The organism is Saccharopolyspora sp. NPDC047091, assembly GCF_040643635.1.
GTDB lineage: Bacteria > Actinomycetota > Actinomycetes > Mycobacteriales > Pseudonocardiaceae > Saccharopolyspora_C.
In genome coordinates, this window is sequence record NZ_JBEYUS010000022.1 from 20554 (window position 1) to 46504 (window position 25951).

Consider the following 25951-nt stretch of genomic DNA (forward strand, 5'->3'; position numbering starts at 1 on the left):
GACCGCGGGCGCGATGTTCCGGAGCGCTCCTCGGACGAGTGTCGGTGCCGTGCCGGGGAGGACCCCGGCGGAACGTGAGAGAAAGGCACTCGGCCGTGTTCGTCGCCACCAGAGACCTCCGGTTCGCGAAGGGGCGGTTCGCCCTGATGGGGACCGTCATCGTCCTGATGACCCTGCTCGTCGGCTTGCTGTCCGGCCTGACCGCGGGCCTGGGCCGGGAGAGCACCTCGGCCATCACCGACCTGCCCGCCGACCACGTGGTGTTCGCCGCGCCGCGGGAGGGCCAGGAACCGACGTTCACCGAGTCCGAAGTGGACCGGCAGCAGTGGCTGCGGTGGCGCGAGGTCCCCGGCGTGCACGGCGCGGACCCGCTGGGCATCGCCACCGCCAAGGTGCGGTCCGGCACGACCAGCACGGCGCTGGCCACCTTCGGCGTCGAGCCCGGTTCCGCGCTGGTGCCCGGGGGCGGCGACGTCGGTCCCGGCGCGGTCGTGCTCTCCGAAGGGGCCGCCGAGGACCTCGACGCCGGCGCGGGCGATTCCATCACCGTGTCGGGGCAGGCGATGCGGGTGAGCGCCGTGTCCGGCGACGCCTCCTACAGCCACAACCCGGTCGTGTGGACGAGCCTCGCCGACTGGCAGCGGCTGTCGCCCGGCACCGAGCGGCAGGCGACCGTGATCGCGCTCGACAGCGACGACGACGCCGACCTCGCGGCCGCCGACGCGCGGCTGGGCACCAGCACCGCAACCACCTCCGGCGCCCTGTCGGCGATCGGCTCGTACAGCTCGGAGAACGGGTCGCTGCAACTGATGCGAGCGTTCCTGTTCGCGATCTCCGCGCTGGTCATCGGCGCCTTCTTCACGGTGTGGACCATCCAGCGCAGCGGGGACATCGCGGTGCTCAAGGCGCTCGGCGCCACCACCCGCTACCTGCTGCGCGACGCGCTCGGGCAGGCCGTGGTGCTGCTCGTCGGCGGTACCGCCCTCGGCACCGGCCTCGCCGCCGCGATCGGCGCGGTCGCCGTGGGCACCGTCCCGTTCGTGCTGGAAGTCGGCACGGTGCTGCTGCCCGCCGCCGTGATGGTCGTGCTCGGCGCGCTCGGCGCGGCGCTGGCGGTCCGGCGCATCACGGCGGTCGATCCGCTGACCGCCCTGTCCACCCGTTGACCGCTGCCCCCTCGTCGACCGCTGCCCACCCGTTGATCGGCCTGCCCGCCCGCTGATCACCCCGTTGGCCCGCCGACCGCTCTGCCCACCCGCTGATCAGCCCGGCCATCCGCTGATCGATTCGAACCTGGAGCCAGTCATGAGCTTGCAGTTGCGCGACATCACCCTCACCTACCCCGACGGCGATTCCCGGCTCACCGCCGTCGACCGGGCGAACCTGGACGTGCCCGCCGGTTCGGTGACGGCCGTGATCGGCCCGTCCGGTTCCGGCAAGTCCAGCCTGCTCGCCGTCGCCGCCGCGCTGGTCACCCCCGACTCCGGCCGGGTCGTCGTGGACGGCACCACCCTCACCGGCCTGAACCGGGCGCAGCTGACGGCGGTGCGGCGGGAGAAGATCGGCATCGTCTTCCAGCAGCCGAACCTGATCGCCTCGCTGACCGCCGCCGAGCAGGTGCAGGTCATGGCGCACCTCGACGGTCGCCCGGCGCGCGCCGCGCGGGACCGCGCGGTGGAACTGCTGGACTCGGTGGGCCTGGCGAAGGAGAAGGACCGCAGGCCGCACCAGCTCTCCGGCGGGCAGCGGCAGCGCGTCAACATCGCCCGCGCGCTCATGAACGACCCGGCGGTGCTGCTCGTCGACGAGCCGACCAGCGCGCTCGACCACGAACGCGGCGCCGCCGTGCTCGACCTGATCACCACGCTGACCCACCGCCGCGCCACTGCGACCGTGCTGGTGACCCACGACACCACCCACCTCGGCGAGGTGGACCGGGTCGCCGAGGTCGTCGACGGCCGGGTCCGCGTGCCCGCGGCGGGCTAGCCGGGACGCGATCCGGCCGCGGTGGTCGACGCGGTCCTCGGCCTGGAGCGCCGGTTCCCGTCGATCCACCGCACCCGGCCCGCGCCGATCGGCGCTGAGCCCCGCGGTCCTGGGTGAACGGACCGTTCGTCCGATCCCGTTGGGCGAACGGTCCGTTCACCTGGGCCGTGGCGGGCGGACGCGCCGCCGAGACGAGGTCCGCATCGCTCCGCCGGACCGACCGGCGGAGCGGTACCTGCGGGAGGGCACTTCCGCGGTGCTCAGCACGACCGAGGCGCTGCACGATGCGCCGGCCCCGAGCCGTTCCGCTGATCACCGGGACCACCGCGACCCGCGACCGGTGCGACCGCGCGGTGCTCGGCGCCGGGTCCCCGCGCTGCGCCGCGAGCTGAGCCCCCGGGAGGCAGGTGAGCTGGGCCGATACCATGTCCGGGTGAGCGAAGCGGTGGACGAGAATCACGAGGACCTGCCGGAGCAGATGCGCATCCGGCGGGAGAAGCTGGACCGGCTGCGGGAGAACGGAGTCGACCCCTACCCGGTCGGCTACCCGCGCACCACGTCGATCGAGCCCGTCCGCGCGAAGCACGAGGGCCTCGAACCCGACGTCGCCACCGGCGACCGGGTCTCGGTCACCGGTCGGGTGCTGCTGTACCGCACCGGCGGCAAGCTGTGCTTCGCCACGATCCGGGACGACAGCGGCTCCATCCAGATCATGCTCGCGCTGGACAAGATCGGCGCGGAGGCCCTGGACTCGTGGAAGGCCGACGTCGACCTCGGCGACCACGTGGGCATCACCGGCGAGGTGATCACCTCGAAGCGCGGCGAGCTCTCGATCATGGCCGACGAGTGGACGTTGACCTCGAAGTGCCTGCGGCCGCTGCCGGAGAAGCACAAGGGGCTCACCGACCCGGAGGCCCGGGTGCGGCAGCGCTACGTGGACCTGATCGTGAACCCGGAGGCGCGGCAGCTGGCGCACCAGCGCGGCAAGGCCGTGCAGGCGCTGCGGACGGTGCTGCTCGGGCGCGACTACCTCGAGGTCGAGACCCCGATGCTGCAGCAGGTGCACGGCGGCGCCACGGCCCGCCCGTTCACCACGCACATCAACGCCTACGACCTCGACCTGTACCTGCGGATCGCGCCGGAGCTGTACCTGAAGCGGCTCGTCGTCGGCGGGATCGAGAAGGTCTTCGAGATCAACCGCAACTTCCGCAACGAGGGCGCGGACTCGACGCACAACCCCGAGTTCACGATGCTCGAGTTCTACGAGGCCTACGGCGACTACGACACGGCGGCCGACCTCACCACCGAGCTGTTCCGGCAGGCCGCGCAGGCCGTGTTCGGCGACATGGTGGTGCGCCACCCGGAGCACGGAGACATCGACCTGGGCGCCGAGTGGCCGTCGATCACGCTGTACGGCGCGGTCGGCGAGGCCCTCGGCGAGGAGATCACCACCGCCACCCCGGTCGAGCGGCTGCGCGAGCTGGCCGACGGCAAGGAGATCACCTGGGACCCGGCGTGGGGCCCGGGCAAGCTGGTGGAGCACCTGTTCGAGGAGCTCGTCGAGCACACCCTGATCCGGCCGACCTACGTGCGGGACTTCCCGCTGGAGACGAGCCCGCTGACCCGGCAGCACCGGGAGAACCCGCTGCTCACCGAGAAGTGGGACCTGATCGGGTTCGGGATGGAGCTCGGCACCGGCTTCTCCGAACTGGTCGACCCGGTGGAGCAGCGGCGCAGGCTCACCGAGCAGTCGCTGCTCGCCGCCGGTGGGGACGCCGAGGCGATGCAGCTCGACGAGGACTTCCTGCGCGCCCTCGAGTACGGGATGCCGCCGAGCGGCGGGGTCGGCATCGGCATCGACCGGATGCTGATGGCGTTCACCGGCAAGGGGATTCGGGAGACGATCCTGTTCCCGATGGTCAAGCCCGGCTGATCCCGGTGGCTCGTGGCGGGGCGGTGCGCGTGGTCGCACCGCCCCGTTCCGCGTTTCAGAGCGCGGGGAGCACGGTGCCGAGGACCATCAGCCCGCACAGGCCGAAGTTCACCACCCGGTGGTCCAGGAAGATCGCCACGAATTCGCGGATCGTCGCGCTCGGCCAGAAGTAGCGCGCCGTCGGCGATCCGATGACCTGCGCGTTCACCCGTTCCTTCCGGGCGATGCGGGCGGCCCGCATCACGTGGAAGTTGTTCGTGACGACGAGGGCGCGGTGCTGCTGCCGGTGTTCGCGCATGATGACCGCGCTGAACCGCAGGTTCTCCTCGGTGCTGCGCGACCGGTCCTCGACCAGCACGCGGTCCGGCGGGGCACCGCGGGCAAGGAGGTGGTCGGCCATGGCGCGCGCCTCCGGAACGTCCTCACCGGGGCCCTGCCCACCGGAGGTGACCAGCACCGGGTCGCGGCCCTTCGCCCGCTGCTCCTCGAACACGGCGAGCCCCTTGTCCAGCCTGCTCGCCAGCAGCGGCGGCACCCGCGATCCGATCAGCCCCGAACCGAGCACCACGATGAAGTCGGTCTCGCGACGGTGCGGGAACGCGGCGTAGACGAGGGAGTACAGCAGGAAGCACGCGAACAGCACCGAGACGTAGCCGATGACCCGGCCCGCGGCGTCCAGCGCCACCTCCAGCGGCGTCCACCCGGTGGTGCCCGCCACGCCGCGCAGCACCACGAACGCGATGATCCCGATCCCGGCGGCCAGCGACAGTACGTTCGCGAACCGCCTGCCTTCGCGCCGCAGCATCGTGATCCCGTTCAGGACGAGGAACACCGCCAGCGCCAAGGTGGTCAGCGGGATCAGCAGGCCCAGCACGACCACCACCACCGCCGCCGCGGGCTGCGAGTACGTCGCCAGCCACAGCAGCAGGCCGCCGACCAGGAACAGGCAGGCGAGGAACAGGTAGACGCCGTTGCGGACCAGTCGCCGTTCGTAGGCGAAACCGATTCCGAAGATCACGAACAGGACGGCGGCGGGGATCAGGAACAGCACGCGGCGCAGCCTACCGAGCCGGATCGGGCGAGATGGCCGATCGCGTCGATCTCCCGCCTCGTGCGGGGATACCCCTGAGCGCGCCGGAATCTCACCCGGGCTGCGGCGGATCCGGTATCGGCTCGCCGCACTCCGCGCCGCGGCAGCCCTGCAGCGCGTCGAGGTGCCGGTCGAGGAACTCCCGCACCTGCGCGTAGCGGGCGTCGTCGTGCTTCGACGCCAGCTCGTACGGGTCCACGTGCAGGTCGTAGAGCTCGCGGTCGCCGCTGACGTACCGGACGTACAGGTAGCGTTCGGTGCGGATCGCCTCGTACGCGGCGTCGAGGACCTGGCTGTGGTCGTCCCGCGGTGCCGCCGGCGCGGGCGGCGAGGCGGAACCGTCCTGGTCCAGGTCACCGGCCCAGGCCGCCCGGCCCGAGGCCACGTCCAGCGCGGACGCCCCGTCGGACGCCGCGCCCGGCCGCACCGGCTCGGGCAGCGCGCCCTCCGCCGCCTCGTGCAGCAGCGGCCTTCCGGTGCGCAGCAACGGGTTCTGGGCGAACGGCAGCAGTGAACGCCCGTCCAGCGGGATCGTCGGTTCCGCCCCGCCGATGTCGGTGACGGTGGCCGTGAGGTCGGTGTTCGTGCTCAGCTCCGGGACGTGCGCGCCGCCCGCGATGCCCGGCCCGCGCAGCAGCAGCGGCACGTGCGCCGCCGCCTCGTGCGGCAGGAACTTGCCGGTCGGCACCCGGTGCTGGCCGAAGAAGAAACCGTTGTCCGACACGAACATCAGGTACGTGTCGTCGAGGTGCCCGTTGGCGCGCAGCGCGTCCACGATCCGCTGCACCGCCTCGTCCACGGCCAGCAGCGACTCCAGCCGCAGCCGGTAGCTGGCGTCGATCTCGGTGCGGGTGCCCGCCGAGATCCCCGGGTAGTCGCGGAGGAACTCCGGCTTGTCCGCCACGTCCTGCTCGCCGAAGGAGGCGTCGTAGGGCAACCGCTCCGCGGCGAACTCGCCCTGGTGGCGCAGCGCGGGACGCGGACCGCGGCCCACCCGGAAGAAGTCACCGTTGGTCGGGGCGCCGTGCACGTTCTCCCCGTGCGGAGCCAGGAACGCCAGGCTCAAGAAGAACGGGTTCCCCGCCGCCGACTGCCGGTCGATGAAATCGATCGCCTTGTCCCGGTACACGTCGGTCTGGTACATCGCCGGGTCCTGCACCCACGGGTCGCCGTAGGTGCGCAGCACGCCGTTCTCGTTCAACCGGTAGCCGTACATGTCGTAGGTAGTCGGGTCGATCGAACCGCGCCACTCGTCCCAGCCGGGCGGCACGTGCGTCTCGTCCGACTTGCCGTAGCCGTTCGGGTACTTGCCGATGTGCGAGGTCGTGTAACCGGCCGCCCGCATCCACACCGGCAGCGTGTTCGCCTCGTCCAGCGCGTCGTACCCGCCGAGCGGCGGCGCGTTGTGCCGCACCCCGTTGTTGTGCGCCAACTGTCCACTGAGGTACGTCGAGCGGGACGGGCAGCACAGCGGGAACGACGCGTAGTACCGGTCGAACGTGGCCCCGCCGAGCCCCAGCAGCCGCTGCACGTTCGGCATGAACCGCATGCTGTCCAGCCACTGGTCGTCGGTCATCACCACGACCACGTTCGGCTTGCCGCCCGGAGCCGCCGTGCGCACCGGGGACGCGCAGCCCGCCAGCAGCACGCCGAGGACCAGCAGAGCGGACAGGGCGCGCGGAGTTCCGGCGGAACGGGCCATGACCTCGATTTCCGCGCCGCACCGGGGAAAAGTCAAGGAGCCCGGCGCGGTGGAACACGTTCAGCCGCGTCCCATCGGGTCATCTTCGAGCGCGTGAATCGATCAGGCGGGAACCCGGCCTCCAGCTCGCCGGGCCCGCCGCCGACGGGATCAGTAGCCGACGGGATCAGTAGCCGTCGCCGCCGAAGAAGGTCTCCTCCAGCTGGTCCGCGGTGTCCGCCACCAGCTGCAGCGGGTCGAGGAACTCGTTGATGTCGAGGTTCAGCAGCGGCAGCGAGTGGCGCAGCACCACGTGTTCGCCCATGATCACCGCGCCGCAGACGACGGAGGTCTCGCCGATCTCCTTCAGCACCAGGCGCAGGTCCACGTCCGAGACGAGGCCGCACACCGAGGCGATCTGGACCCATTCCTCCCGCTGGTCCAGCACCTCCCGGCACACGATGATCACCTGGCTGCGGTCGTCCTCGTACTCGATGAGGATGCGGATCTCGTCGCCGGTGTCCTCGATGACGCGGTAATCGGACCGGACGAATGCGGCGATGTCGTCCCACGTGGCCAAGGTGCCCCCAAGGTCGTCGAGCGTGCCGCCGCGAGACTAGTGCACTCGATCATGCCGCGGGAACAGCTCGACAGCGTGATCCGATTGCCCCGATCGCACGCCACCGCCCCGAATCCGGCGACACCCCGTGCCTCCCGGCGGCAACGGTGTGACCCCCTCGGTTCTCCGAGTGAACGGACCGTTCGTCCGATCCCGCTGGGCGAACGGTCCGTTCACCCGGCTCGGCCCGCGGCCGCCGCACGGCTCGAACCGCGCCGCTCTCCTCGGGTGAACGGACCGTCGGTCCGATCCTGTTGGGCGAACGGTCCGTTCACTCCGACCTGTCCGCAGCCGTGCCGTCGCCGAGTGAACGGACCGTCCGTCCGATCCCGTTGCACGAACGGTCCGTTCACCCCAGCCGGACCACGGCCGACGCGGCTCCCCCGGCACCGAGTGAACGGACCGTCCGTCCGATCCCGCTGGACGAACGGTCCGTTCACTCCGGTTCGGGTCAGCGGTGGGTGGGGAACTCCACCACCTGCTGGTAGGTCGGCCGGTTCTGCCAGCTGATCGGGTCGTGCGCGATGCCGCCGATCTTGTTGTGCACGATGGCGTCGGCGCACCACTGGTCGCCGGGTTCGCAGTCGGCGTCGCCGGGATAGGTCTCCTCGGCGGGCGTGTCGGCGGCGGCGCGGAGGCTGTCCTGCAGGGCCTGCCTGCAGGCGTCGAGGCTGCCGTCGCCGCACAGCGAGTTCCCGGGCGCGGCGGGTCCGGCACCGAATCCGCCGGGCACGTCGTCGCCGAGCGCGCCGCGCAGGTTCTTCGACACCTGCCCGTACCAGCCGTTGAGGAACGCGGAGCCCTGGTGCGGTTGCCCGACGTGCAGCCCGGGTTCCCCGTTCTGCCAGCCGGAGGGCGATTCGTTGATGTGCTCGGCCCCGGTCAGCGCCTGGTAGGCATCGGCGCCGACGGCGGGTTCGAAGATGCCGCGGGTGAGCAGCGGCCACCAGGCGTCGAGGAGTTCGATGGCGTCGGCGTGCGCGTACTCCTCGCTGCCGGGTTCGGTTTCGGTGCGGAGTCCGCCGTCGGCGAGCCAGGCACGCAACGAGTCGACCTTCCCGGCGAGCTCGGGGTCGGCGGGCCCGCTGTCGAGGACGCGCAGCAGGTCGGGCAGCACGCGTTCGGCGCGCAGGTCGACGAGGGCGGCTTCGGACATGGCGCGGGTGAGCTCGGCCCGGTCGACGCCGCCTTGCGCGACGAGTCCGCGGACGCGGGAGTCGAGCAGGTCGCCGCGCTGCACGGCGCCCTTGTTGAGCCCCGCGCCGCTGGTGCCGGGGGCCTGCTTGTTGTTCCAGCTGACGTAGTAGTCCTGGTCGACGGACTGCGGGTGCTGCTCGGACGGCAGGTAGCGGGCGGTGTTGCCGTCGGGGTTCCAGTCCTGCCAGTCGTTGCCGGGGTCGGCGAGGATCGGCATGGCGGGGTCGACGTGCGCCGGCCGCGCCGGGTTGGCCCCGGAGTTGAAGTAGGCGGTGTGCTCGGCGTCGGCGTAGAACCAGTTGAAGGTGTAGTTCACGTCGGTAGCGGCCTGCTGGAACGCTTCGGGCGAGGTGATCTCGGCGGGGTCGTTGAACCGCTGGAACCCGATGATCGAGTCGACCTCGTGCTGGAAGGTGGAGCGCAGCGAGGCGTAGGCGACGGGCTTGCCGTCGATGGTCGCGCGGTGCGTGATCGGCCCGTACGCGGTGCGGAAGGACACCAGCCGGTAGGACCCGGCGGGGGTGTCGTCGCCGAGGTTCGGTTCCCAGGAGTCGTGCCGTTCGACCTGCTGCATCGGCACGCAGTCGCCGCGGAGCAGGTAGTGGTCGGCGTCCTTGGTGACGAGCCCGCCGTCCGGGGAGCAGAGTTCGACGGCGTAGGTGTCGATGATGTCCTGGGCGGCGGTGGTGGCGCTCCACGAGTAGTCCTGGCCGCGGCCGAGCAGCGTGTAGAAGCTGAGGCCGGCGAACGAGGCGCCCTTGGAGGAGATCCCGGGCCCTTGCAGCTCTTGCAGGGTGAGCAGCTGCGGCGCGAAGTACCCGGTCTGCGGCCCGTACACGGCGATGGGGTGGCCGCTGGCGGTGTGCTCGCCGGAGACGAGCAGCGCGTTGGACATGCCGCGGGGTTCGGCCATGTCCGCGGGCAGCACGCCGTCGTCGAACATGCCGCGCAGCGCGTCGACCTGCTCTTCGGGGGCCAGCGGCCGTGCGGGCGCGGCTTCGGGCGCGGTCTGCGGCCGGGGCGCGGCGGGTTCGGCGGGTTCGGCTGCGGAGCCGGTGGCGTCGAACACGAGCTGCTGCTCGGTGACCGAGCCGGGGTCGGGCATGGCCCGGCCCTGCGGGTCGTCGGGCGTGGCGGCGTAGGGGAATTCGTGCCCGTCGTGGACGGTGGAGATGGCTTCGGGGTCGTTCTCGGCGCGGAAGGTGCGCCACACCTGTTCGCCGCGCTCGGGACCGAAGCGCTCGTGCAGCGACATGCGGGCCACCGCCTGCTGGACCTCGTTGCCGCCGCCACCGCCGAACTGGGCGCCGACGACGGAGGCGAGCACGACGAGGTCGGTGAGCTGGAACGGTTCGATCTCGCCCGCGTTGGTGATGGCGTCGACGTGGCCGGTGGCGACGTACTCGCCGGGGAAGTAGCGGCCGTCGTGGGCTTCGCGCAGGTAGGTGTTGATGCCGTCCACGTAGGACTGCGCGTCGGCGAGGGCCTGCACGCCGCGCGGCCCCTTCTGCGCGGCTTGGTCGATCTGCCGCTGCAGCTCCTCCTCGGTGTAGGGGGAGGTGGCGAAGAAGTCCTGCTCGAGCTGGCGGTTGGCGGGGGCGCCGCCGGCGAACGAGCTGACCTCGCCGCGACCGGCGTGGCGCAGCACGTCCATCAGGAACAGCTTGTCCTCGGCGGTGGTGTACCCGGCGCCGAAGGTGGTGCCGGAGCGCGTGTCGCCGTAGATGTGCGGGACGCCCGCGGACTTGTCCCGCACGACCGTGACGTCGTCGCGCGGGTGGTAGGTGCGGTCCACGTCGTCGGGCCGCACGCCGAAGGAGTTGTCGTGGAAGAACTCGTCGATGGTGCCGGTGGTGAGCTGCTGGTACCCGGTGGCCAGGTCGGCGTAGGGCGCGATCTGGTCGTCGGAGTGCTTCGGCTTGGTGCCGAACAGCAGGTGCCCGGCGAGTTCGGCGAGCGTGGCGTTGCCGTTCTGGCCGGGCGGCAGCACCTGGTGGCACTGGCCGCCGCAGTGGTCCGGGACCTCGGGCACCGCAGGTTCGGAGGCGGCGGCTTCGGGCGCGGCGGACCCGGGAGCAGCGGGCGCGGGAGCAGCGGGCGCGGCGGCCGCCGCCGGGGCGAGCGCGAGCGCGCCGAGGAGAGCGCCGACGCCGAGTGCGGCGGTGATGCGGTGCGGCCCGGCCATCTGCGAGTCCTCTCGTCGGGTTCGGGCCGGACGCTAATCGAACATCAAGAGAAATGAAATCAATTCATGTTCTGCGTGGATTCAGATTGGGCCATCCGAGTGATCAGGTGGACCTGAATGCTCACGCACGTGACAACCGGCGCTGCGCACCTCGGCGCAGCGGCTCATCCGGCATCCGGGTGCCGCGCCACGTCCGCGGCCGCCCGCTCCGCCGCGGACGTCCCCGCTCCCGGCACCGCCCGATCCGGCATCGCCCCGCCCAGCTCCGCCTCGCCCGACGCCGCCCGATCCGACGCCACCCGATCCAGCGCCGCCCGATCCGACGCCGCCCGACCCAGCGCCGCCCGATCCGGACCGGACCGCTCGATCCCGGAACGCCCCGGCACCCCGCCCGGCGCGGCCCCCGCGATCCCGCCGCCGCGGAGCCGCCGTTCCCGGAGCCGCCGTTCCCGGCGCAGCGCCAGCACTTCCCGCACCACCACCGCCACCGCGTGCGGCAGCAGATCCGCACCGCGCCGCACCAGCCACGGCACTCCCCGGAACACCAGCCACGCCGCGTGGTGCCAGGCCGTGACCCGGACGCCCCCGGCGCAGCGCAACGGCACCGGCTCCACCAGCAGACCGGCTGCCACCAGCCGCTCCCCCATCGCCCGCGCCAGCAACCGGTGCCCGAGCTCGGAGGGGTGCAGCCGGTCCACCGACCACGCGTCCGGCTCGTAGGCGCCGGGCAGCACGTCCAGGTCCACGCAGCGCGCCCCGTGCCGGGACAGCACCTCGTCGAGCACCGCGTTGACCTGCTCGATCCGCTTGCGCAGCGCGCGGTGCAGCGGCGCGGGCAACCGGAACACCCGCCCGTGGTCGTGGTAGCGCGCGGCCACCACCACCGCCCCGGCGCGGGTCAGCTCGCCCACCACCGCGTCCAGCCGCAGCAGCAGCAGGGCCGGGTCGAAATCGGAGCGCAGCGTGTCGTTCATGCCGACCACCAGCACCACCGCGTCGGGCCGCAGCCGCAGCGCGCCCGGCAGCTGCACCTCGTGCACGTCGCGCACCCGCGCGCCCGAGGCCGCCAGGTTCGCGTACCGGATGCGGCCCGGCCCGCCGCAGGCGTCCGCGAGCAGCCGGGCGAACCCGCGCCTGCCGCCGCCCGGTGTCCGGTCGCCCATGCCGACGGTCGTCGAATCGCCCAGCGCGACCAGGGTGCGCACCGGTCGTCCTGCGGTTCTCGGCTCGCTCACGCGCAACACCTTCACCGGCGCGGGCTCACCTGCGGTGAGAACCCGGTGGCCGGGCGGAGACGTCTCGGCGAACTGTCGGGCCGGTCAGGCCCGGGTGGACTTCTCCGCGCGCCACTCGTCGTGCCTGCTGGTCAGCGCCGACCACAACCGGTTCAGCGGATGCCCCGCGTCGTGCTGCTCCAGCTCGCCCGCCCGCGCGAACGCGCCGACCAGCACCTCCAGCTCCGGTTCCAGGTCGCCGAGCACGTCGAGGGTCCGCAGCCCGCGCCCGTCCGGCAGCCTGCCGTCCATCGCCGCCTCCGCGACGCCGCGGGTGACCAGCATGCAGCCGTGCAGCAGCCCGGAGCTGAGCAGTTCGAACCCGTAGCGCACGTCGTCGACTTCGGCGGCCACGTTCAGCGCCCCCCGGTAGTCGGCGCCGTACCAGCCGCGCAGGAACTCGGTGACGAGCCCGCTGCCCGCGACGATCAGCGGCAGCCGCGGCAGCGCGGCGGCGCGGACCGCGGGACCGGCGACCAGCCTCCGGTCCAGGTTGGTGACGAGGGTGAGCCCGCTGCGCCGCCACTCCAGCACGTCGAGCCCTTCCGGGTCCGCCCCGACGTGGGTGAGGGTGCTGCCGCAGACCAGGTCGACCTCGTTGGCGCGCAACGCTTCCAGCAGGTTGCGGGTGCGCAGGTGCACCACCTTGAGGTCGATGCCGTCATCGCGGAACCCGGCGGCGACCCGCTCCACCGCGGGTGTGAGGAAGCCGAGGGTGAACCGGGTGGTGCCGACCCGCAGCGATCCGCCGACGCGGCGCCGGGAGTCGGTGACCACGTCCAGCCAGTCGTCGAGGGTGTCCCGCGCGCGCTCGACCAGCGCCTCACCGGTGCCGGTGAACAGCGCGCTCTTCCCCCTGCCCTGCTTGAGGACCAGCGGTTCGCCGCACAGTTCGCGGAAGTTCCGGTTCAGGGTGTCCAGTTGCTTCTGCACGCTGGACTGCTCGCGGCCGAGCAGCCGGGCCGCGGCCAGCGCGGTGCCCGCCTCGTGCACCACCACCAGGGTGCGCAGCTGGTCCAGGGTCGTGTCCAGGAGTGCCTGCGGGGCGTGCACCCGCCGGTGTTCGGCGTCGGCGGCTGCGATCTCGGAGGTTCCGGTTGACGGCATGTGTCCTTCCACATGTGCGGTGCCGCCCGCTCTGCGGAGCGTGCGTGCTGCGACCGTTGCGCGCGGCGGCTGACGGCCCTCCCCGGGCCGAGTCTATCCCCGCGAACTGATCTCGAGGGCACTCCACATGTTCCGGCGAATTGTCGGCCGTTCCAGTGGAAGCGGTGGTGGCGGTCGTGCCAACCTGATCTCAGCGGCACCGCGGGGGAGGCGCCGCACGGCATCCGGGGGGTCGGATGGCCTGGGGGTGGCGGGGGCCCGGTTTCCGGGTCCCCGCGACATCACCGCGCGTGGTCGGCCGGGAGGTCCGGTGCCGGAGCGGGGCTGCGCTGGTGGATCGCGGCCCGGAAGTTCTCGGCGGAGGCGCATCTTCGAGGTGGAATCGGGAATCTGCGGCGGTTCGGGCAGTTCACCAGTACCTGATCGAGCGACGGTTTTTTCCGCGCTGGCACCATATTCTGACGATCATGTCGAACTCCCCCCGGGCCCGCGCACTGGCGGCAGAGGTACGCAAGGTGCGCAAGGACAAAGGGATGTCCCAGGGAGTGCTCGCCGAACAGCTCGGCTGGAGCATCGCGAAGATCAGCCGCATCGAGACGGCGCAGCGCGGTATCGGCGGACCCGACCTGGCTGCGGTGCTGGCGGCGCTGCGGGTGCGCGGCAAGCGGCGCGAGCAGCTGCTGACGATGGCCGAAGAGCTGGGGCGCCCGTCGTGGTGGGAGGCGATGGCGGGGTTGTCGGCGCACACCCGCGCCTGCATCGACGCGGAGCAGCGCGCGTCCCGGCTCACCGAGCTCAGCCTCGGTTACGTGCCGGTGCTGCTGCAGACCCGGGCGTACGCGACCGCGGTGTGCGCGGCGTCCGGCGCGGGGACCGGTGAAGTCGACGAGCAGGTCAACGTGCGCCAGGTGCGGCAGGGCATCCTGCACAAGGCGTCGCCCGTGTCGTTCACCGCCTACCTCGACGAGTCGGTGCTGGCCCGGCCCGTCGGCGGTCCGGCGGTGAGCGCCGGGCAGCTGCGGCACCTGCTGCGCTGCGCGGAGGCGCCGAACATCGCGGTGCGGGTGCTGCCGACGAACCTGGGCGTGCACGCCGGGCTCGGCGGCCCGTTCACCGTGATCGAGTTCGCCCGTGGCGTGGCGACGGTGCTGCTGGAGAGCCAGGAGTGCGGACTGCTGCTGGACGACGAGGAGCGGGTCGCGGCGTTCCGCGAATCCGTCGACTGCCTGGACCGGGTCGCGCTGGGGACCGTGGAATCGCGCGCGGTCATCGGCGGCTACGCCACCAAGTTCGAGGACCGCTCGGCCCGCCAGCTCGCGTGAGCTCGGGTTCCCGCTCGGCCGGCGGAGCGCATCCACCGCTGCGGGGTCCTCGTCCCCGGTGGCTCCACCGCGGGAGAAGCCCACGTCCTCGCGGGGAAAGCGCGGCGAACCCGCTGCGGTGCGCGCGGGTGGCCGCCGCTCGGCGGCTGAGGGGACGTCGCCGGTAGGACGAGGCCAGGACGGGACGTCCGCCGGGAACGCGAGAACGGGGCGGTCCGCGTGGACCGCCCCGTTCTCGTACCGTTCAGCGGATCAGTTGCCGATCTGCTCGGTCAGGACGTCGTTGTAGGCGCCGACGCGGGCGTAGACGCCGGGCTTGCCGGGGCGGGCGCAGCCTTCGCCCCAGGAGGTGACGCCGATGAGGCGGCCGTCGGCCACCATCGGGCCGCCGGAGTCGCCCTGGCAGGCGTCGACGCCGCCCTCGGGCAGACCGGCGCAGACCATCGAGTCGGGGCTGTACTCGTCGTACCCGGCGGAGCAGTCGGCGTCGGAGCTGACCGGCACGGTCGCGGTCTTGAGGTGGTCGGAGGTGGAGCCGCCTTCCTGGGTGGTCCCCCAGCCGAGGAGGGTCGCGTCGGTGCCCGCGGTGTAGCCGGCGTCGTCGGCGGTGGCCAGCTCGATCGGCGCGGCGCCTTCGACGGGCGCGGACAGGGTCAGCACGGAGACGTCGAAGCCCTGGGTGGCGTCGGTGTACTCGGGGTGCACCCAGACGTCGCTGACCTCGGAGACGGTGCCGCCGGTGCCGCTGATCTCGGTCTGCCCGCTGAGCACGTTGATCTCGGACGGGTCGGAGCCGGTGGTGCAGTGCGCCGCGGTGACGACCTTGGTCTCGGAGACGAGCGAGCCGCCGCAGAACTGCTGTCCGTCGGGCGTGGTGAGGGCGACGACGAACGGGTGGTCGGCGATGTCGGCGTCCTGGCCGCCGACGATGTACGGGCTGACGTCGGCCGGTTCGGCCTGGGCGGCCGAGACGGAGACGGTGGCGGCGGCCGAGAGGGCGACCGCGGCGATCCCGGCGATGCGGGCCAGACGACGTGGGGCAGCGACCATCTTGCTCTCCTCGATCTCGCGTCCGGGTCGATGGGGCGTCCCGGGCGTTGTCGGTTGTCCGGGATCGGCTGCGCGTGGTCCGTTCCCGGGTCCCTCCACGAAACGGGCCGGTGCCCGCCCCGCTGCCATTGAGGAATCGTCTGCGACCCTAATCGCGGCGACATTCGGCCCAAAAGTGCCGGTATTTGCCGTTTTCACAGTGCCGTTCGGCAATCCGCGATTCGCCCGGTCGGCGGTATTCGGGTCGGCGCCGCGCTTTCGCGCCGAATGCCGGGGAAACGGGTCCGCGGCCCCGGCGCGCCCCGAACGCACCGGGGCCGCGGTTCTGCCGCGACCGGTACTCCCGCCGGTCGTGGCGCAGCCAGCGGTCCCCGGACCGTGGCGGGTGCGGCCACCGGGCCCCGACTGCCGCTGTGGCGGACGCACCGCGTCCGGTGTACCGAACGACCGGTGGAATATTCCAGAGCCATTCGGGCGACCACGTTCGCGCAGGCCGCGCGGCACCGGGGCCGGAACCCGCTGACCTGGTGAATCCACCTGGATCACAGATTGGTTGCAACGCGCGCGGACGGGCGCGCGACGGGCGACGGGCGCGGGGGCTCGGCCGCTCCCCCGGAGGGCTAGCACAGCGGCGGTCCGCACCGGCGGCGCCGCGACCCCCTGCCGCAGAACATTCAGGGAATCCCCTCGAAGAAAACCGACCACGCGGATTCCGAAACACGGACCTAACGTTCCACGAGAACGCGAACCTTGACATCGAACGCCGCGGAACACAGTATTCGACCAGCATCACGAGCGGTCCGGAACAGAACCGGCGGACACCGCACGAGAGGCCATGAAACCCAGCGGCCAGAACGGGATTGGCACTGTGACCTCAATTGTGCACCAGCTCTCCCTGAACGAGAATTTCGCCCCACCGCTGCCCGGCGTGAGAACTGCCGCCGAAGCCGCGCTCGACACGCTGAACCTCACTCCGGACCCGTTCTCCGCGGATCTGGTCGCGCGCATCGCCGAGCACCACGGGGTGGCCGCGGAACGGGTGCTGGCGGGGGTCGGGTCCGGCGCGCTGCTCCAGCAGTTCCTGCAGGTCCACGCGGGCCCGGGCACCGAGGTGGTGCACCCGTGGCCGTCGTTCGAGATGTATCCGCTGATGATCCGCAACGCCGGAGCGACCGCGGTGGGCGTGCCGCTGCGGGATGCGGCGCACGACCTGGACGCGATGGCGGCCGCGATCACGGAACGCACTCGTGCGGTTCTGCTGTGCAACCCGAACAATCCGACGGGATCGATCCTGACCGCGGAACAGATCACCGGGTTCCTCGATCGCATTCCGAGTGATGTGCACGTGGTGCTCGACGAGGCCTACATCGACTTCGCGACCGGGACCACCGAGACTATTGCGGATGGAATCGAACTAGCCCGAACGGACCAGCGCCTGACCATCGCTCGGACCTTTTCGAAGTCCTACGGGCTGCTCGGGATGCGCGTCGGTTACCTGCTGGCACCGGAACCGGTGGTGGCCGCGTTGAAGCCGGGCGCGCTGTTCTTCCGGGTGAGCGCCCCCGCACAGGCGGCGGCCGCGGCGGCGCTGGCGGCGTCCGCGGTGATGCGCGCCCAGTGCGCGGAGGTCGCCGCCGAACGCGACCGGCTCCGGGACGGCCTGCTGGCGCGCGGCATCCCGGTGCCCGCCAGCGGCGGGAACTTCCTGTGGCTGCCGCTGGGCGCCGCGAACCAGCGCTTCGTGGACCGGTGCGCCGAGCGCGGCGTGGTGGTGCGGGAGATCGCCGAGTCCGGGGTGCGGCTGACCGTCGGCACCTCCGACGCGAACGACCTGGTGCTGGAGGTCGCGGCCGAGTTCTCCACCGAACTCGCGCCCGCGGAGCCCGGTATCGGAGACCTGGCCGCCGAGGTCAGCGAGCCCGCCCGGTGACCGCCCGGATCACCGACGCCCACGACCTGTCCGGGGATCCGGCGGCGGTGCTGGCCGCGTCGCCGGTGGCCGCGGAGCTGCGCGCCGAGCTGGAGCGCCGCTGGCCGGCGGGCACCGACCACATCGGCGAGGTGTCGCGGTACGCGCTGCTGGCACCGGGCAAGGTGCTGCGCCCGGTGATGCTGGTCGCGGCGGCGGAGGCCGTCGGCGGGGACCGCGCCGCGGTGCTGCCCGCGGCGGTCGCCATCGAGTACCTGCACGTGGCGTCGCTGGTGCACGACGACATCATCGACGGCGACGAGCTGCGGCGCGGCCGGGCTTCGGTACCGGTGCGGTTCGGGGTGCCGGACGCGATCGTCACCGGGGACGCGCTGATCCTGAGCCTGTTCGCCGCGCTCACCGAGTGCGGGCTGCCCGCCGAACCGGTGCTGGCCGCGGTGCGCGCGGTCGCCGACGCGGGCGTGGACCTGTGCCGGGGCCAGGCGCTGGAGGCGGAGCTGCTGCGGGACCCGGCGTGCCCGCCGGAGCGGTACCGGCGGATGGCGGCGTTGAAGACGGGTGCCCTGTTCCGGGCGGCGTGCCGGTCCGGCGCGGTGCTCGGCGGCGGGGACGCCGAGCAGGTGGCGGCGGCGACGCGGTTCGCCGACCGGGTCGGCACGGCGTTCCAGATGCACGACGACCTGCTGCCGTACCTGGCGGACACCGAGGTGACCGGCAAGTCGGGCAGCAGCGATGCGGGGAACATGCGGCCGACGTTCCCGGTGATCGTGGCGCACGGCATGGCGGGGACGCGGGATCGCGCGCTGCTGGCGGAGGCGCTCAGCGGCTCCCGGTCGCCGGTGGAGTCGTTCGCGCTGCTGCGGGACGTGCTGACCCGGCTGGGCGCGGTGGAGCGCGCCGCGGCGGAGGCGGCCGAGGAGATCCGGCAGGCGCACCGGGATCTGGCGGTGCTGCCGGTCGGCGAGGGCGCGCGGCTGCTGGCGGCGGTCGCGGACCTCGCGATCCACCGGGACCGCTAGCCGTGGCCGCGTCGATGTCCGCGGTGCGCCGCGGGATCCGGGCGCACGTCGAGACCTGGCGGCCCTACACGACCTGCTATCCGGCGATGGTGGGGATCGCGGGCGCGGTCACCGCGGGCGCCGGTTGGGGCGTGCCGCTGGTGGCTGCGGCGGTGGTGCCCGCGCTGGGCTGGTTGTCCGGGCACTACCTGGGCGACTACTTCGACCGGGAGCTGGATGCGATCGGGAAGCCGCAGCGGCCCATCCCGTCCGGCCGGTTGTCGCCGCGCGCGGCACTGGCCTGCGGGGTGGGGTGCGCGGCGGCGGCCGCGGTGTTCGCGCTGCTGGTGAACTGGCGGGCGGTGCTGCTGGTGGTGGTGGCGACGGCGGGCATCGTCGCCTACAGCCGGTTCTGCAAGGCGCGCGGCCTGTCCGGGAACCTGGTGCGCGGCGCGCTGACGGCGCTGGCGCTGGCGGCGGGCGCGCTGCTGGGCGCGGACCGGTTGCCGTGGCCGGTGCTGGTGTTCGCGCTGGTGTTCTTGGCGCACGACGCGGCGTCGAACCTGGTGGGGACGATGCGCGACGTGGACGGCGATCGGGCCGGTGGCTACCGGTCGGTGCCGGTGCGCAGCGGTGTTCCGGTGGCGGTGCGGCTGTCGTTCGCGCTGTACGCGTCGGGGCTGCTGGTGGTGCTGGCGCTGGCGGAGGCGGTGCCGCAGCGGGGCGGCTATTCGGCGTTGGCGACGGTGGCGGCGTGCGCCGGGACGGCGGCGTTCTCGTTGCTGCTGGAGCACATCCGGGAGTTGCCGCCGCGGAAGGCGTTGCGGGCGCACGAGATCCTCGTCGCGGAGCGGTTGGTGCTGGCAGGCGCGCTGATCGCGGGTGCGGCGGGCCTGTGGCTCGCGTTGGCGGTGCTGGTGCCCGCGCTGGTGTTCAGCCTCGGTGCGCAGGCCGTGCTGCGTTCGGGGCACGAGTTCCCCACGGCGGAGCGACGGGAGGCGACGCTGCCATGACGACTTCGCGGGCCGAGGAGGTCTCCGAGGCGATCGAGGCCGCGGCGGAGGCGGTGTTCGCCGCGCGGCGCCCGGACGGCGTGTTCGACTACTCGGAGGACGGGCTGACGTCCACGTTGAGCACGGTGGGCGCGGTGAGCGCGCTGCACTTCGCCGATCCGCGGGGTTCGGCGGACCTGATCGAGCGGGGCGTGGCGTGGCTGCGGGCGCAGCAGTCGGACACCGGCGGCTGGAGCATGGTGCCGGGCGGTGCGGACGAGGCGGGCCCGACGGCGGTGGCGTCGGCGACGCTGCAGCTGGTGGCGCCGGAGTCGGCGGGCGACGCGGTGGCGGCCGGGCAGCGCTGGATGCTGGACCACGGTGGCCTGGACGGGATTCCGCACCCGGAGGTGACGGCCTGGTGCCGCCAGTTCTACTCGTTCGTCGGCTGGTTGCGGACCTCGGACATGCGCCGGTTCCCGCTGGAGCTGGCGGTGCTGCGCGGCCCGTTCCTGCGGTTGTTCGACCTGCGCGCGCCGATGGTGTGCGCGTTGGGCTTGGCGCAAGCGGCGACGCGGGAGCAGACGCCGGTGACGCGGCTGCTGGCGAAGGCGGGCACGCCGGGCGCGCTGGCGATCATCCGCGAGGTGTACGCGCACGAGGGCAGCACCGGCGGCTGGTGCGAGGACGCGTGGGTGACCGGGTTGATCTGCGGCGGCCTGGCGCGCGCGGGCCTGGGCGCGGACATGGTGGCGGGCGCGGTGCGCTGGTTCCGGGAGCAGGTGAACGAGGACGGGTCGTGGAACAGCGGCCCGCTGGGGCTGACCTGGTCGATGTACGCGGGGGGCGGGTTGCTGGAGGCCGGGTACGCGGCGGACGAGCGGCTGCTGGCGACCCGCGAGGTGTTCCTGCGGGAGCAGCAACACCGGCCGTTCACGGCGTTCGGCTGCCCGCCGGGTTTCTGGGGCTGGTCCGGCAAGGGCTGGCCGGCGTCGCTGGAGACCGGGGAGATCATGTCGGCGCTGGCCCGATTCCCGGGTGAGCTGCAGCGCCCCGCGCTGGACGCGGGCGCGCGCTGGTTGTTCGCGCAGCAGGACTCGCGGGGTTCGTGGGGCTTGTGCGTGCGGAACACGAAGGTGGCGAACAGCGGGCCGTGCCCGCACATGACGGCGCAGTCGCTGGACGGGCTGCTGGATTCCGGGGTTCCGGCGGCGGATCGGCGGATCCGCAAGGCGGTGCGCTGGTTGCAGCGGGCGCAGCGGCCGGACGGTTCGTTCGAATCGGTGTGGTACCGGATGCACACGGCAGGCACCTCGGCGGTGCTGCAGACGCTGGTGCGCGCCGGGGCGGGCGGTTCGGATGCGGCGCGGCGGGCGCAGGAGTGGCTGGTGCGCGCGCAGCTGCCGGACGGCTCGTGGGGAACCGGTGGCGACGAGCCGGGCACGGTCGAGGAGACGGCGTGGGCGGTCGGCGCGCTGCTGGTCGCGAGCGGCGGCACCGAGGGCGCGGAGGTGCGGCGCGGGGTGCGCTGGCTGCTGGACGCGCGCCGCCCGGACGGGTCGTGGTCGGCGGCTCCGGTGAACGAGTACGTGCGCCACGTGTCCCGCTACGGGAACCGGGCGTTGGCGAACGGGTTGGCGTTGCGGGCGCTGGCCCGCTACCGCGATGCGGCGGGGAGGAGTTGACCGTGGACGCCGATGTGGTGGTGTGCGGCGCCGGGGTCGGCGGCCTCGCCGCGGCCTGCGCGTTGAGCTCGCGGGGTTTCCGGGTGCTGCTGCTGGAGAAGAGCGCCGAGCCGTCGCGGGTCGCGAAGGGCGAGGTGCTGCAGCCGGGCGCGCTGCGGGTGCTGCGGGACTGGGGCGTGGCGCGGCGGCTGGAGGAGCGCGGCGGGCTGCGGCTGGCGCGGCTGGTGGCGCGGGACACCGCGGGCGCACCGCTGATGGCGTTGGACTACGACCGGTTGCGCGAGCAGGAGCGGTGGCTGCTGGCGCACGACTACCCGGTGATCCTGGATGCGCTGGCGGACCGGCTGGACGGTTCGGTGGAGTTCCGCCGGGGTGCGCTGGTGCGGGATCTGCTGCGGGACGCGGACGGCCGGGTCGTGGGGGTGCGGGTCGCCGAGGGCGGGCACGAGCGGGAGGTGCGGGCGTCGCTGGTGGTCGCCGCGGACGGCGTCTCCTCGCGGCTCCGGAAGGCGGCGGGCATCGAGGTGCGGCGCGACGAGTACCCGCACCGGCTGGCGGCGTTCGACATCGCGGACGCGCCGCGGGTCGAGCAGGACTTCTCGGCCTACGTCAGCGAACGCGGCCTGCGGTTGCGGTACCCGCTGCCGGGCGGCCGGGTTCGGCTGTACGTGCAGGTGGGTCCGGACGAGCTGCGCGGACTGGACGCCGACGGCATGGCCGGGTGGATCGAGCGGCTGGTGCGGGACACACCCGCGCTGGAGCCGCTGGCGGAGGCGCTGCGGGCGAGCGCGGCGAACCGGCAGGTGCTGCCGGTGTCCCGGTTCCTGGCACCGAGCCTGGGGATTCCGGGGTTGGCGCTGGTCGGCGAGACGGGGCACGCGGTGCACCCGATGGCGGCGCAGGGCATGAACACGTCGATCACGGATGCGGAGAGCCTCGCCCGGCACCTCGGCGACGACCTGGGCGCGGAGGCGGTGGACGCGGGAATTCGCTCGTACGAGGCGGAACGACTCCCCGAACTGGTCCACATCGGACAGACGAGCCACAACGCGGCCCGCATGATCACGGACCTGTCGTGGACCGGCCGGGTGGTGGGGCGGCGCGCGCTGCGCTGCACCGGCGGCAACGACCGGTTGCGCTACACGGTCATGCACAACATGGCCGGGCTCGGGCAGCACCGGTTGTCGCTGCTGGACCGGCTGCACCAGGTGGGGGTGCTGCCCGATCCGCGGGCCCGGCACCTCCCGGCCTGGGCATGAGCACCGCCCAGGCCGGGGCGGGGTGGCTACCCGGCGAGCTCGCACTCCACGAGCACCAGGCCGCCGTCCCAGCTGCGGGTGCCGCGCACGACGAGACCGGCTTCGGCGGCCAGCGCCTCGAAGTCGGCGACGGAGCGTTCGCGGCCGCCGAGCAGCGACAGCGACTGCAGGTCGAACGAGGAGTTGTTCTTCGCGTGCTCCTCCCCGGCCAGCACCTCCACCACCAGGATGCGGCCCGCGCTGCCCGCGGCCTCCGCGCAGCGGCGCAGGATGCGGACCGCGTCGGCGTCCGGCCAGTCCGTCAGCACCCGGGACACCACGTACCGGTCGTAGCCGGTGGGCAGCTCGTCGAAGAAGCTGCCGGGCACGAACTCGGCGCGGCCGGACACCTCGGAAGCGGCGAGCGCCTCGTCGGCTTCGGCGGCCACCGGCGGCAGGTCCAGCACCGCGCCCTCCAGGTGCGGCTGCCCGCGCAGCACCTCGACGAGCAGCGCGCCCACCCCGCCACCGATGTCGATCACGTTCTTGACCGCGGACCAGTCGTACTCGGCCGCCAGCAGCGGGCCGGTCTGCCACGCGTGCGCCGCCATGATCGCGCCGAAGAAGCCGCGCAGCGCGTCGTCCCGCTGGTAGTCCTCCCAGAACGGCACGCCGTGCACCGGCCCGTACCCGGAGCGGCCGGTGCGCACCGAGTGCGCCATGCCCGCGTACGCCAGGTCCATCTTCACGCCCGGCCCGTCCAGGTCCAGCCACTTCTTCTGCCACGCGCTGTCCGCGCCCAGCAGGTGCCGGGACACGTCGGTCAGCTCGAAGCGGCCGTCCTGCTCGGCCACGAACCCGATCGCCACCAGGTGGCGCAGCAGCCGCGCCAGCGAATCGGCGTCGGTTCCGGTGGCGGCGGCCAGCTCGGCGAGCCCGCCGGTGCCCTCCGCGATCCGGTCCGGGACGCCGAGCGTCACCGCCGCGCGCACCGCGAACGGGGTGGCGAGGTCGGTCAGCGCCGCCAACCGCGCGCCGGGATCCGTCGTCTCCGAAGCCATACTGGTGCACTCCTGTTCATGCTTCCGGTGTTCTCCAGCCGGATTCCCGGCTCGCGCTCCCCCGATTTCCCGCGCATTTCACGCGGTTCCTTCGCCCGGGGAAAATCACCACCGGAACTCGAATCCGGTTCGCGCAGCATCGCACCGGAACCCGAATCCGGTCAAGAATTCGACCCGATCCGGACGGCGATTCCTCGATTCGCCGATCCGCCATTCCGCGTGCGCGGAACAAGTGTCATCGGCTCCACTCAGAAAGGCGCATCATCATGGTGGCTCCCGCTCAGGACACCGGCCTGCAGGTTCGTCCGATCAGCGGCGCGCTCGGCGCCGAAGTCCGCGGCATCGACCTGAACGACCTCTCCGACGAGACGTTCGCGCAGGTCCACGCATTGCTGCTCGAACACCTCGTGCTGTTCTTCCCCGAGGCCGCCGGGCTCGGACCGCAGGCGCACATCGACTTCGGCAAGCGGCTCGGCGAACTCGAAGTGCACCCGTTCCTGCCGAAGCTCGACGGGCACGAAGAAATCGTCGTGCTCGATTCCGCGCAGGGCGCCAAAGCCGACGTGTGGCACACCGACGTCACCTTCAGCCCCACTCCGCCGGTCGCCTCCATCCTGCAGATCGTGCAATGCCCGCCGTTCGGCGGGGACACGATGTGGAGCAACCAGCACCGCGCCTACGAATCCCTTTCCGCGCCGCTGCGCGACATGCTCGACGGGCTCACCGCGATCCACGTGTTCGAGCACCCCAACGGCTCGTTCCGCAGCGAAGCCGAACACCCCGTGGTGCGGGTGCACCCCGAGACGGGGCGGCGCTCGCTGTACGTCAACCGCATGTTCACCCGCCGCATCCCGCAGCTGACCGCCGCCGAGAGCGACGCGCTGCTCCAGCACCTCTACGCCGTCGCCGAGCACCCGAGCAACGTGTGCCGGTTCCGCTGGAACGCCGGGGCCATCGCCATGTGGGACAACCGCGCCACCCAGCACTACGCGATCAACGACTACGCCGACCGCCGCGTCGGCCAGCGCGTCACCGTCCTCGGCGACACCCCCACGGGCGACACCCCGCGCTGGCCGCACCACGACGCGGACGGCACGGGCGCCGAAGCCCTCCGAACCAAGTCCTGACCCGGAAGCGAGTGAACGGACCGCCCGCCCAACTAGATCGGACCAACGGTCCGTTCACTCCGACCCCGAACGCTCCAGGAACGGTCAGCTAGGCGCGGCCACCGCACCCGAGTGAACGGACCGTTCGACCAACTAGATCGAACGAACGGTCCGTTCACTCCTCCCGAGGCAACGGGCGGCCGAGACGATCACCAGAGCCCACCCACCTCCACCGGAGCGGAGTGAACGGACCGCCCGTCCAACCGGAGCGGACCAACGGTCCGTTCACTCCGCTTCGTCCACGGCGCCCGAGTGAACGGACCGCCCGTCCAACTAGATCGGACCAACGGTCCGTTCACTCCGACCCGAGCGCCCCAGGAGCGGGCCGCTAGACGCGGCCACCACGCCCGAGTCAACGGACCGTTCGACCAACTAGATCGGACGAACGGTCCGTTCACTCGCGAAGAGCGGGTCAGCCGGGGAAGCTGTGCGCCCGCAGCCCCGACCCCGCGCCGGGCAGGACCAGCAGCGCCCCGTCCGCGGCCCCAGGTTCGGCGAGGCCGTCGCGGGCGGTGGTGATGTAGAGGTCGGTGAGGTCCTCGCCGCCGAAGCAGCAGCCGGTGGGGCGCTGCGACGGCAGCGGCACGGTCCGGTCGAGCCGCCCGTCGGGCGCGTAGCGCCGCACTTCGCCGCGGTCGCGCATCGCGATCCACAGGCAGCCGTCGGCGTCGGCGCACATCCCGGCGGGTTCCCCGTCGACCTCGAACGCGGCATCGCGCGCGGTGGCATCGCCCGTCACCTGGTCGACGGTCAGCACATCGACGCGCCGGGCGGCGCTGTCGGCGAGGTGCAGCCGGGTGTCGTCGGGGCTCCAGGCGAGCCCGTTGCCCGCGGCGATCCCGCCGGCGATGACGTGCGCGGCCCCGGTCGGGTCGACCCGGACGAGCCATCCGTCGCCGTCCTCGTGCTCGCACACGGTGGTCGCCCAGACCCGCCCGCACACGTCGACGGTGGTCTCGCCGGCCCGCACCCCGTCGCGGGCCCAGAAGGTGAGCCAGGTGCGGCGTTCCCCGTCGGCGTCGTAGAGCGCGACGCCTTCGTCGAAGTGCAGCAGCAGCCCGCCGCGGGTGCGCGGTTTGGCCGCGCTGACCTGCTGCGGGACCTGCATGGAGTGATCGGTGTCGTCGGGCGCGTAGCGGTGCACGGCGCGGGCGCGCAGGTCGGTCCACAGCAGGCTCGCGGTCCCCGCGTCCCAGGTGGGGCCGTGCCCGTGCTGCGCTCCGGCCGGCACGGCCTGCTCGGCGGGAGTGGGCACCGCTGTTACCTCCTGGAGATTCCGGTTCGGCGAACGGTGCGGGAGCTTAGCTGGCCCGGATGGCGGTACCGGCTCGTCCCCGAGCCACCGAGGTCACTCCTCCGCGTAACCTCGAAAAGGTGACGAATCAGCCAGAGCGGCCGCGCGTGCTCCCGCGGAATCCGCTGCGCGCGGTGGTGCAG

General features: G+C 72.7%; 19 protein-coding genes. 10 read left to right on the top strand and 9 right to left on the bottom strand.

All coding sequences use genetic code 11. The features are described 5' to 3' along the window. Positions 1-95: 95 nt before the first annotated feature. From ABZ805_RS12440 to lysX, 3 genes are all read left to right on the top strand, one after another. Positions 96-1166 carry an ABC transporter permease gene (locus ABZ805_RS12440; RefSeq protein ID WP_358438490.1) on the top strand — a complete coding sequence of 357 codons (1071 nt, stop codon included), beginning with the start codon at positions 96-98 and terminating at the stop codon, positions 1164-1166. A gap of 139 nt (positions 1167-1305) precedes the next feature. After that, on the top strand, positions 1306-1986 hold the full coding sequence (locus ABZ805_RS12445; RefSeq protein ID WP_358438361.1) for an ABC transporter ATP-binding protein: 681 nt from the start codon (positions 1306-1308) through the stop codon (positions 1984-1986). 433 nt (positions 1987-2419) lie between these two features. Continuing rightward, on the top strand, positions 2420-3919 hold the full coding sequence (gene lysX, locus ABZ805_RS12450) for a bifunctional lysylphosphatidylglycerol synthetase/lysine--tRNA ligase LysX (RefSeq protein WP_358438364.1): 1500 nt from the start codon (positions 2420-2422) through the stop codon (positions 3917-3919). A gap of 55 nt (positions 3920-3974) precedes the next feature. Here the strand turns inward: lysX and ABZ805_RS12455 are convergent, their stop codons facing one another. From ABZ805_RS12455 to ABZ805_RS12480, 6 genes are all read right to left on the bottom strand, one after another. Further along, the gene (locus ABZ805_RS12455) at positions 3975-4970 is read right to left on the bottom strand and encodes a YdcF family protein (protein WP_358438367.1); all 996 of its coding nucleotides are present in this window, start codon (positions 4968-4970) and stop codon (positions 3975-3977) included. 91 nt (positions 4971-5061) lie between these two features. Continuing rightward, positions 5062-6711, bottom strand: coding sequence for a sulfatase (locus ABZ805_RS12460; protein ID WP_358438369.1), 1650 nt, complete (start codon positions 6709-6711; stop codon positions 5062-5064). 166 nt (positions 6712-6877) lie between these two features. Further along, positions 6878-7270, bottom strand: coding sequence for a hypothetical protein (locus ABZ805_RS12465; RefSeq protein WP_358438371.1), 393 nt, complete (start codon positions 7268-7270; stop codon positions 6878-6880). Between the two features lie 490 nt (positions 7271-7760). Further along, positions 7761-10691 (bottom strand): penicillin acylase family protein, encoded by a 2931-nt coding sequence (locus tag ABZ805_RS12470; protein ID WP_358438374.1) that lies wholly within the window; start codon positions 10689-10691, stop codon positions 7761-7763. 164 nt (positions 10692-10855) lie between these two features. Then, positions 10856-11926, bottom strand: a complete 1071-nt coding sequence (locus ABZ805_RS12475; protein WP_358438376.1) for an SGNH/GDSL hydrolase family protein — start codon at positions 11924-11926, stop codon at positions 10856-10858. Between the two features lie 84 nt (positions 11927-12010). Then, positions 12011-13072, bottom strand: a complete 1062-nt coding sequence (locus ABZ805_RS12480; protein ID WP_358438379.1) for a LysR family transcriptional regulator — start codon at positions 13070-13072, stop codon at positions 12011-12013. Positions 13073-13539: 467 nt separating this feature from the next. Here ABZ805_RS12480 and ABZ805_RS12485 point away from each other — a divergent pair, with 467 nt between their 5' ends. Continuing rightward, a complete protein-coding gene (locus ABZ805_RS12485) occupies positions 13540-14394 on the top strand; it encodes a helix-turn-helix transcriptional regulator (protein WP_358438382.1) in 855 nt (284 codons plus the stop codon). Between the two features lie 252 nt (positions 14395-14646). Here ABZ805_RS12485 and ABZ805_RS12490 read toward each other — a convergent pair whose 3' ends face one another. After that, positions 14647-15444 (bottom strand): serine protease, encoded by a 798-nt coding sequence (locus ABZ805_RS12490; protein ID WP_358438384.1) that lies wholly within the window; start codon positions 15442-15444, stop codon positions 14647-14649. 835 nt (positions 15445-16279) lie between these two features. Between ABZ805_RS12490 and ABZ805_RS12495 the strand changes: the two genes are divergently transcribed. From ABZ805_RS12495 to ABZ805_RS12515, 5 genes are read left to right on the top strand one after another with little or no spacing between them, the layout of a single operon-like run. Next, entirely contained in the window at positions 16280-17374 is a 1095-nt protein-coding gene (locus ABZ805_RS12495) for an aminotransferase class I/II-fold pyridoxal phosphate-dependent enzyme (protein ID WP_358438387.1), read from the top strand. Then, entirely contained in the window at positions 17371-18393 is a 1023-nt protein-coding gene (locus tag ABZ805_RS12500; protein ID WP_358438390.1) for a polyprenyl synthetase family protein, read from the top strand. Before ABZ805_RS12495 ends, ABZ805_RS12500 begins: the two co-directional genes overlap by 4 nt. 2 nt (positions 18394-18395) lie before the next feature. Continuing rightward, the gene (locus tag ABZ805_RS12505; RefSeq protein ID WP_358438393.1) at positions 18396-19385 is read left to right on the top strand and encodes a UbiA family prenyltransferase; all 990 of its coding nucleotides are present in this window, start codon (positions 18396-18398) and stop codon (positions 19383-19385) included. Continuing rightward, entirely contained in the window at positions 19382-21049 is a 1668-nt protein-coding gene (locus ABZ805_RS12510; protein WP_358438396.1) for a prenyltransferase/squalene oxidase repeat-containing protein, read from the top strand. Before ABZ805_RS12505 ends, ABZ805_RS12510 begins: the two co-directional genes overlap by 4 nt. A gap of 2 nt (positions 21050-21051) precedes the next feature. After that, positions 21052-22308 carry an NAD(P)/FAD-dependent oxidoreductase gene (locus ABZ805_RS12515; protein WP_358438399.1) on the top strand — a complete coding sequence of 419 codons (1257 nt, stop codon included), beginning with the start codon at positions 21052-21054 and terminating at the stop codon, positions 22306-22308. Between the two features lie 26 nt (positions 22309-22334). On the opposite strand, the gene ABZ805_RS12520 is transcribed toward ABZ805_RS12515, so the two are convergent. Then, complete coding sequence (locus ABZ805_RS12520; RefSeq protein ID WP_358438402.1) at positions 22335-23348, bottom strand: methyltransferase; 1014 nt, start codon at positions 23346-23348, stop codon at positions 22335-22337. Between the two features lie 266 nt (positions 23349-23614). On the opposite strand from ABZ805_RS12520, the gene ABZ805_RS12525 reads away from it, so the two are divergent. Then, positions 23615-24475, top strand: coding sequence for a TauD/TfdA family dioxygenase (locus tag ABZ805_RS12525; RefSeq protein WP_358438405.1), 861 nt, complete (start codon positions 23615-23617; stop codon positions 24473-24475). A gap of 451 nt (positions 24476-24926) precedes the next feature. On the opposite strand, the gene ABZ805_RS12530 is transcribed toward ABZ805_RS12525, so the two are convergent. Continuing rightward, the gene (locus ABZ805_RS12530) at positions 24927-25769 is read right to left on the bottom strand and encodes an SMP-30/gluconolactonase/LRE family protein (protein ID WP_358438407.1); all 843 of its coding nucleotides are present in this window, start codon (positions 25767-25769) and stop codon (positions 24927-24929) included. Positions 25770-25951 lie beyond the last annotated feature (182 nt).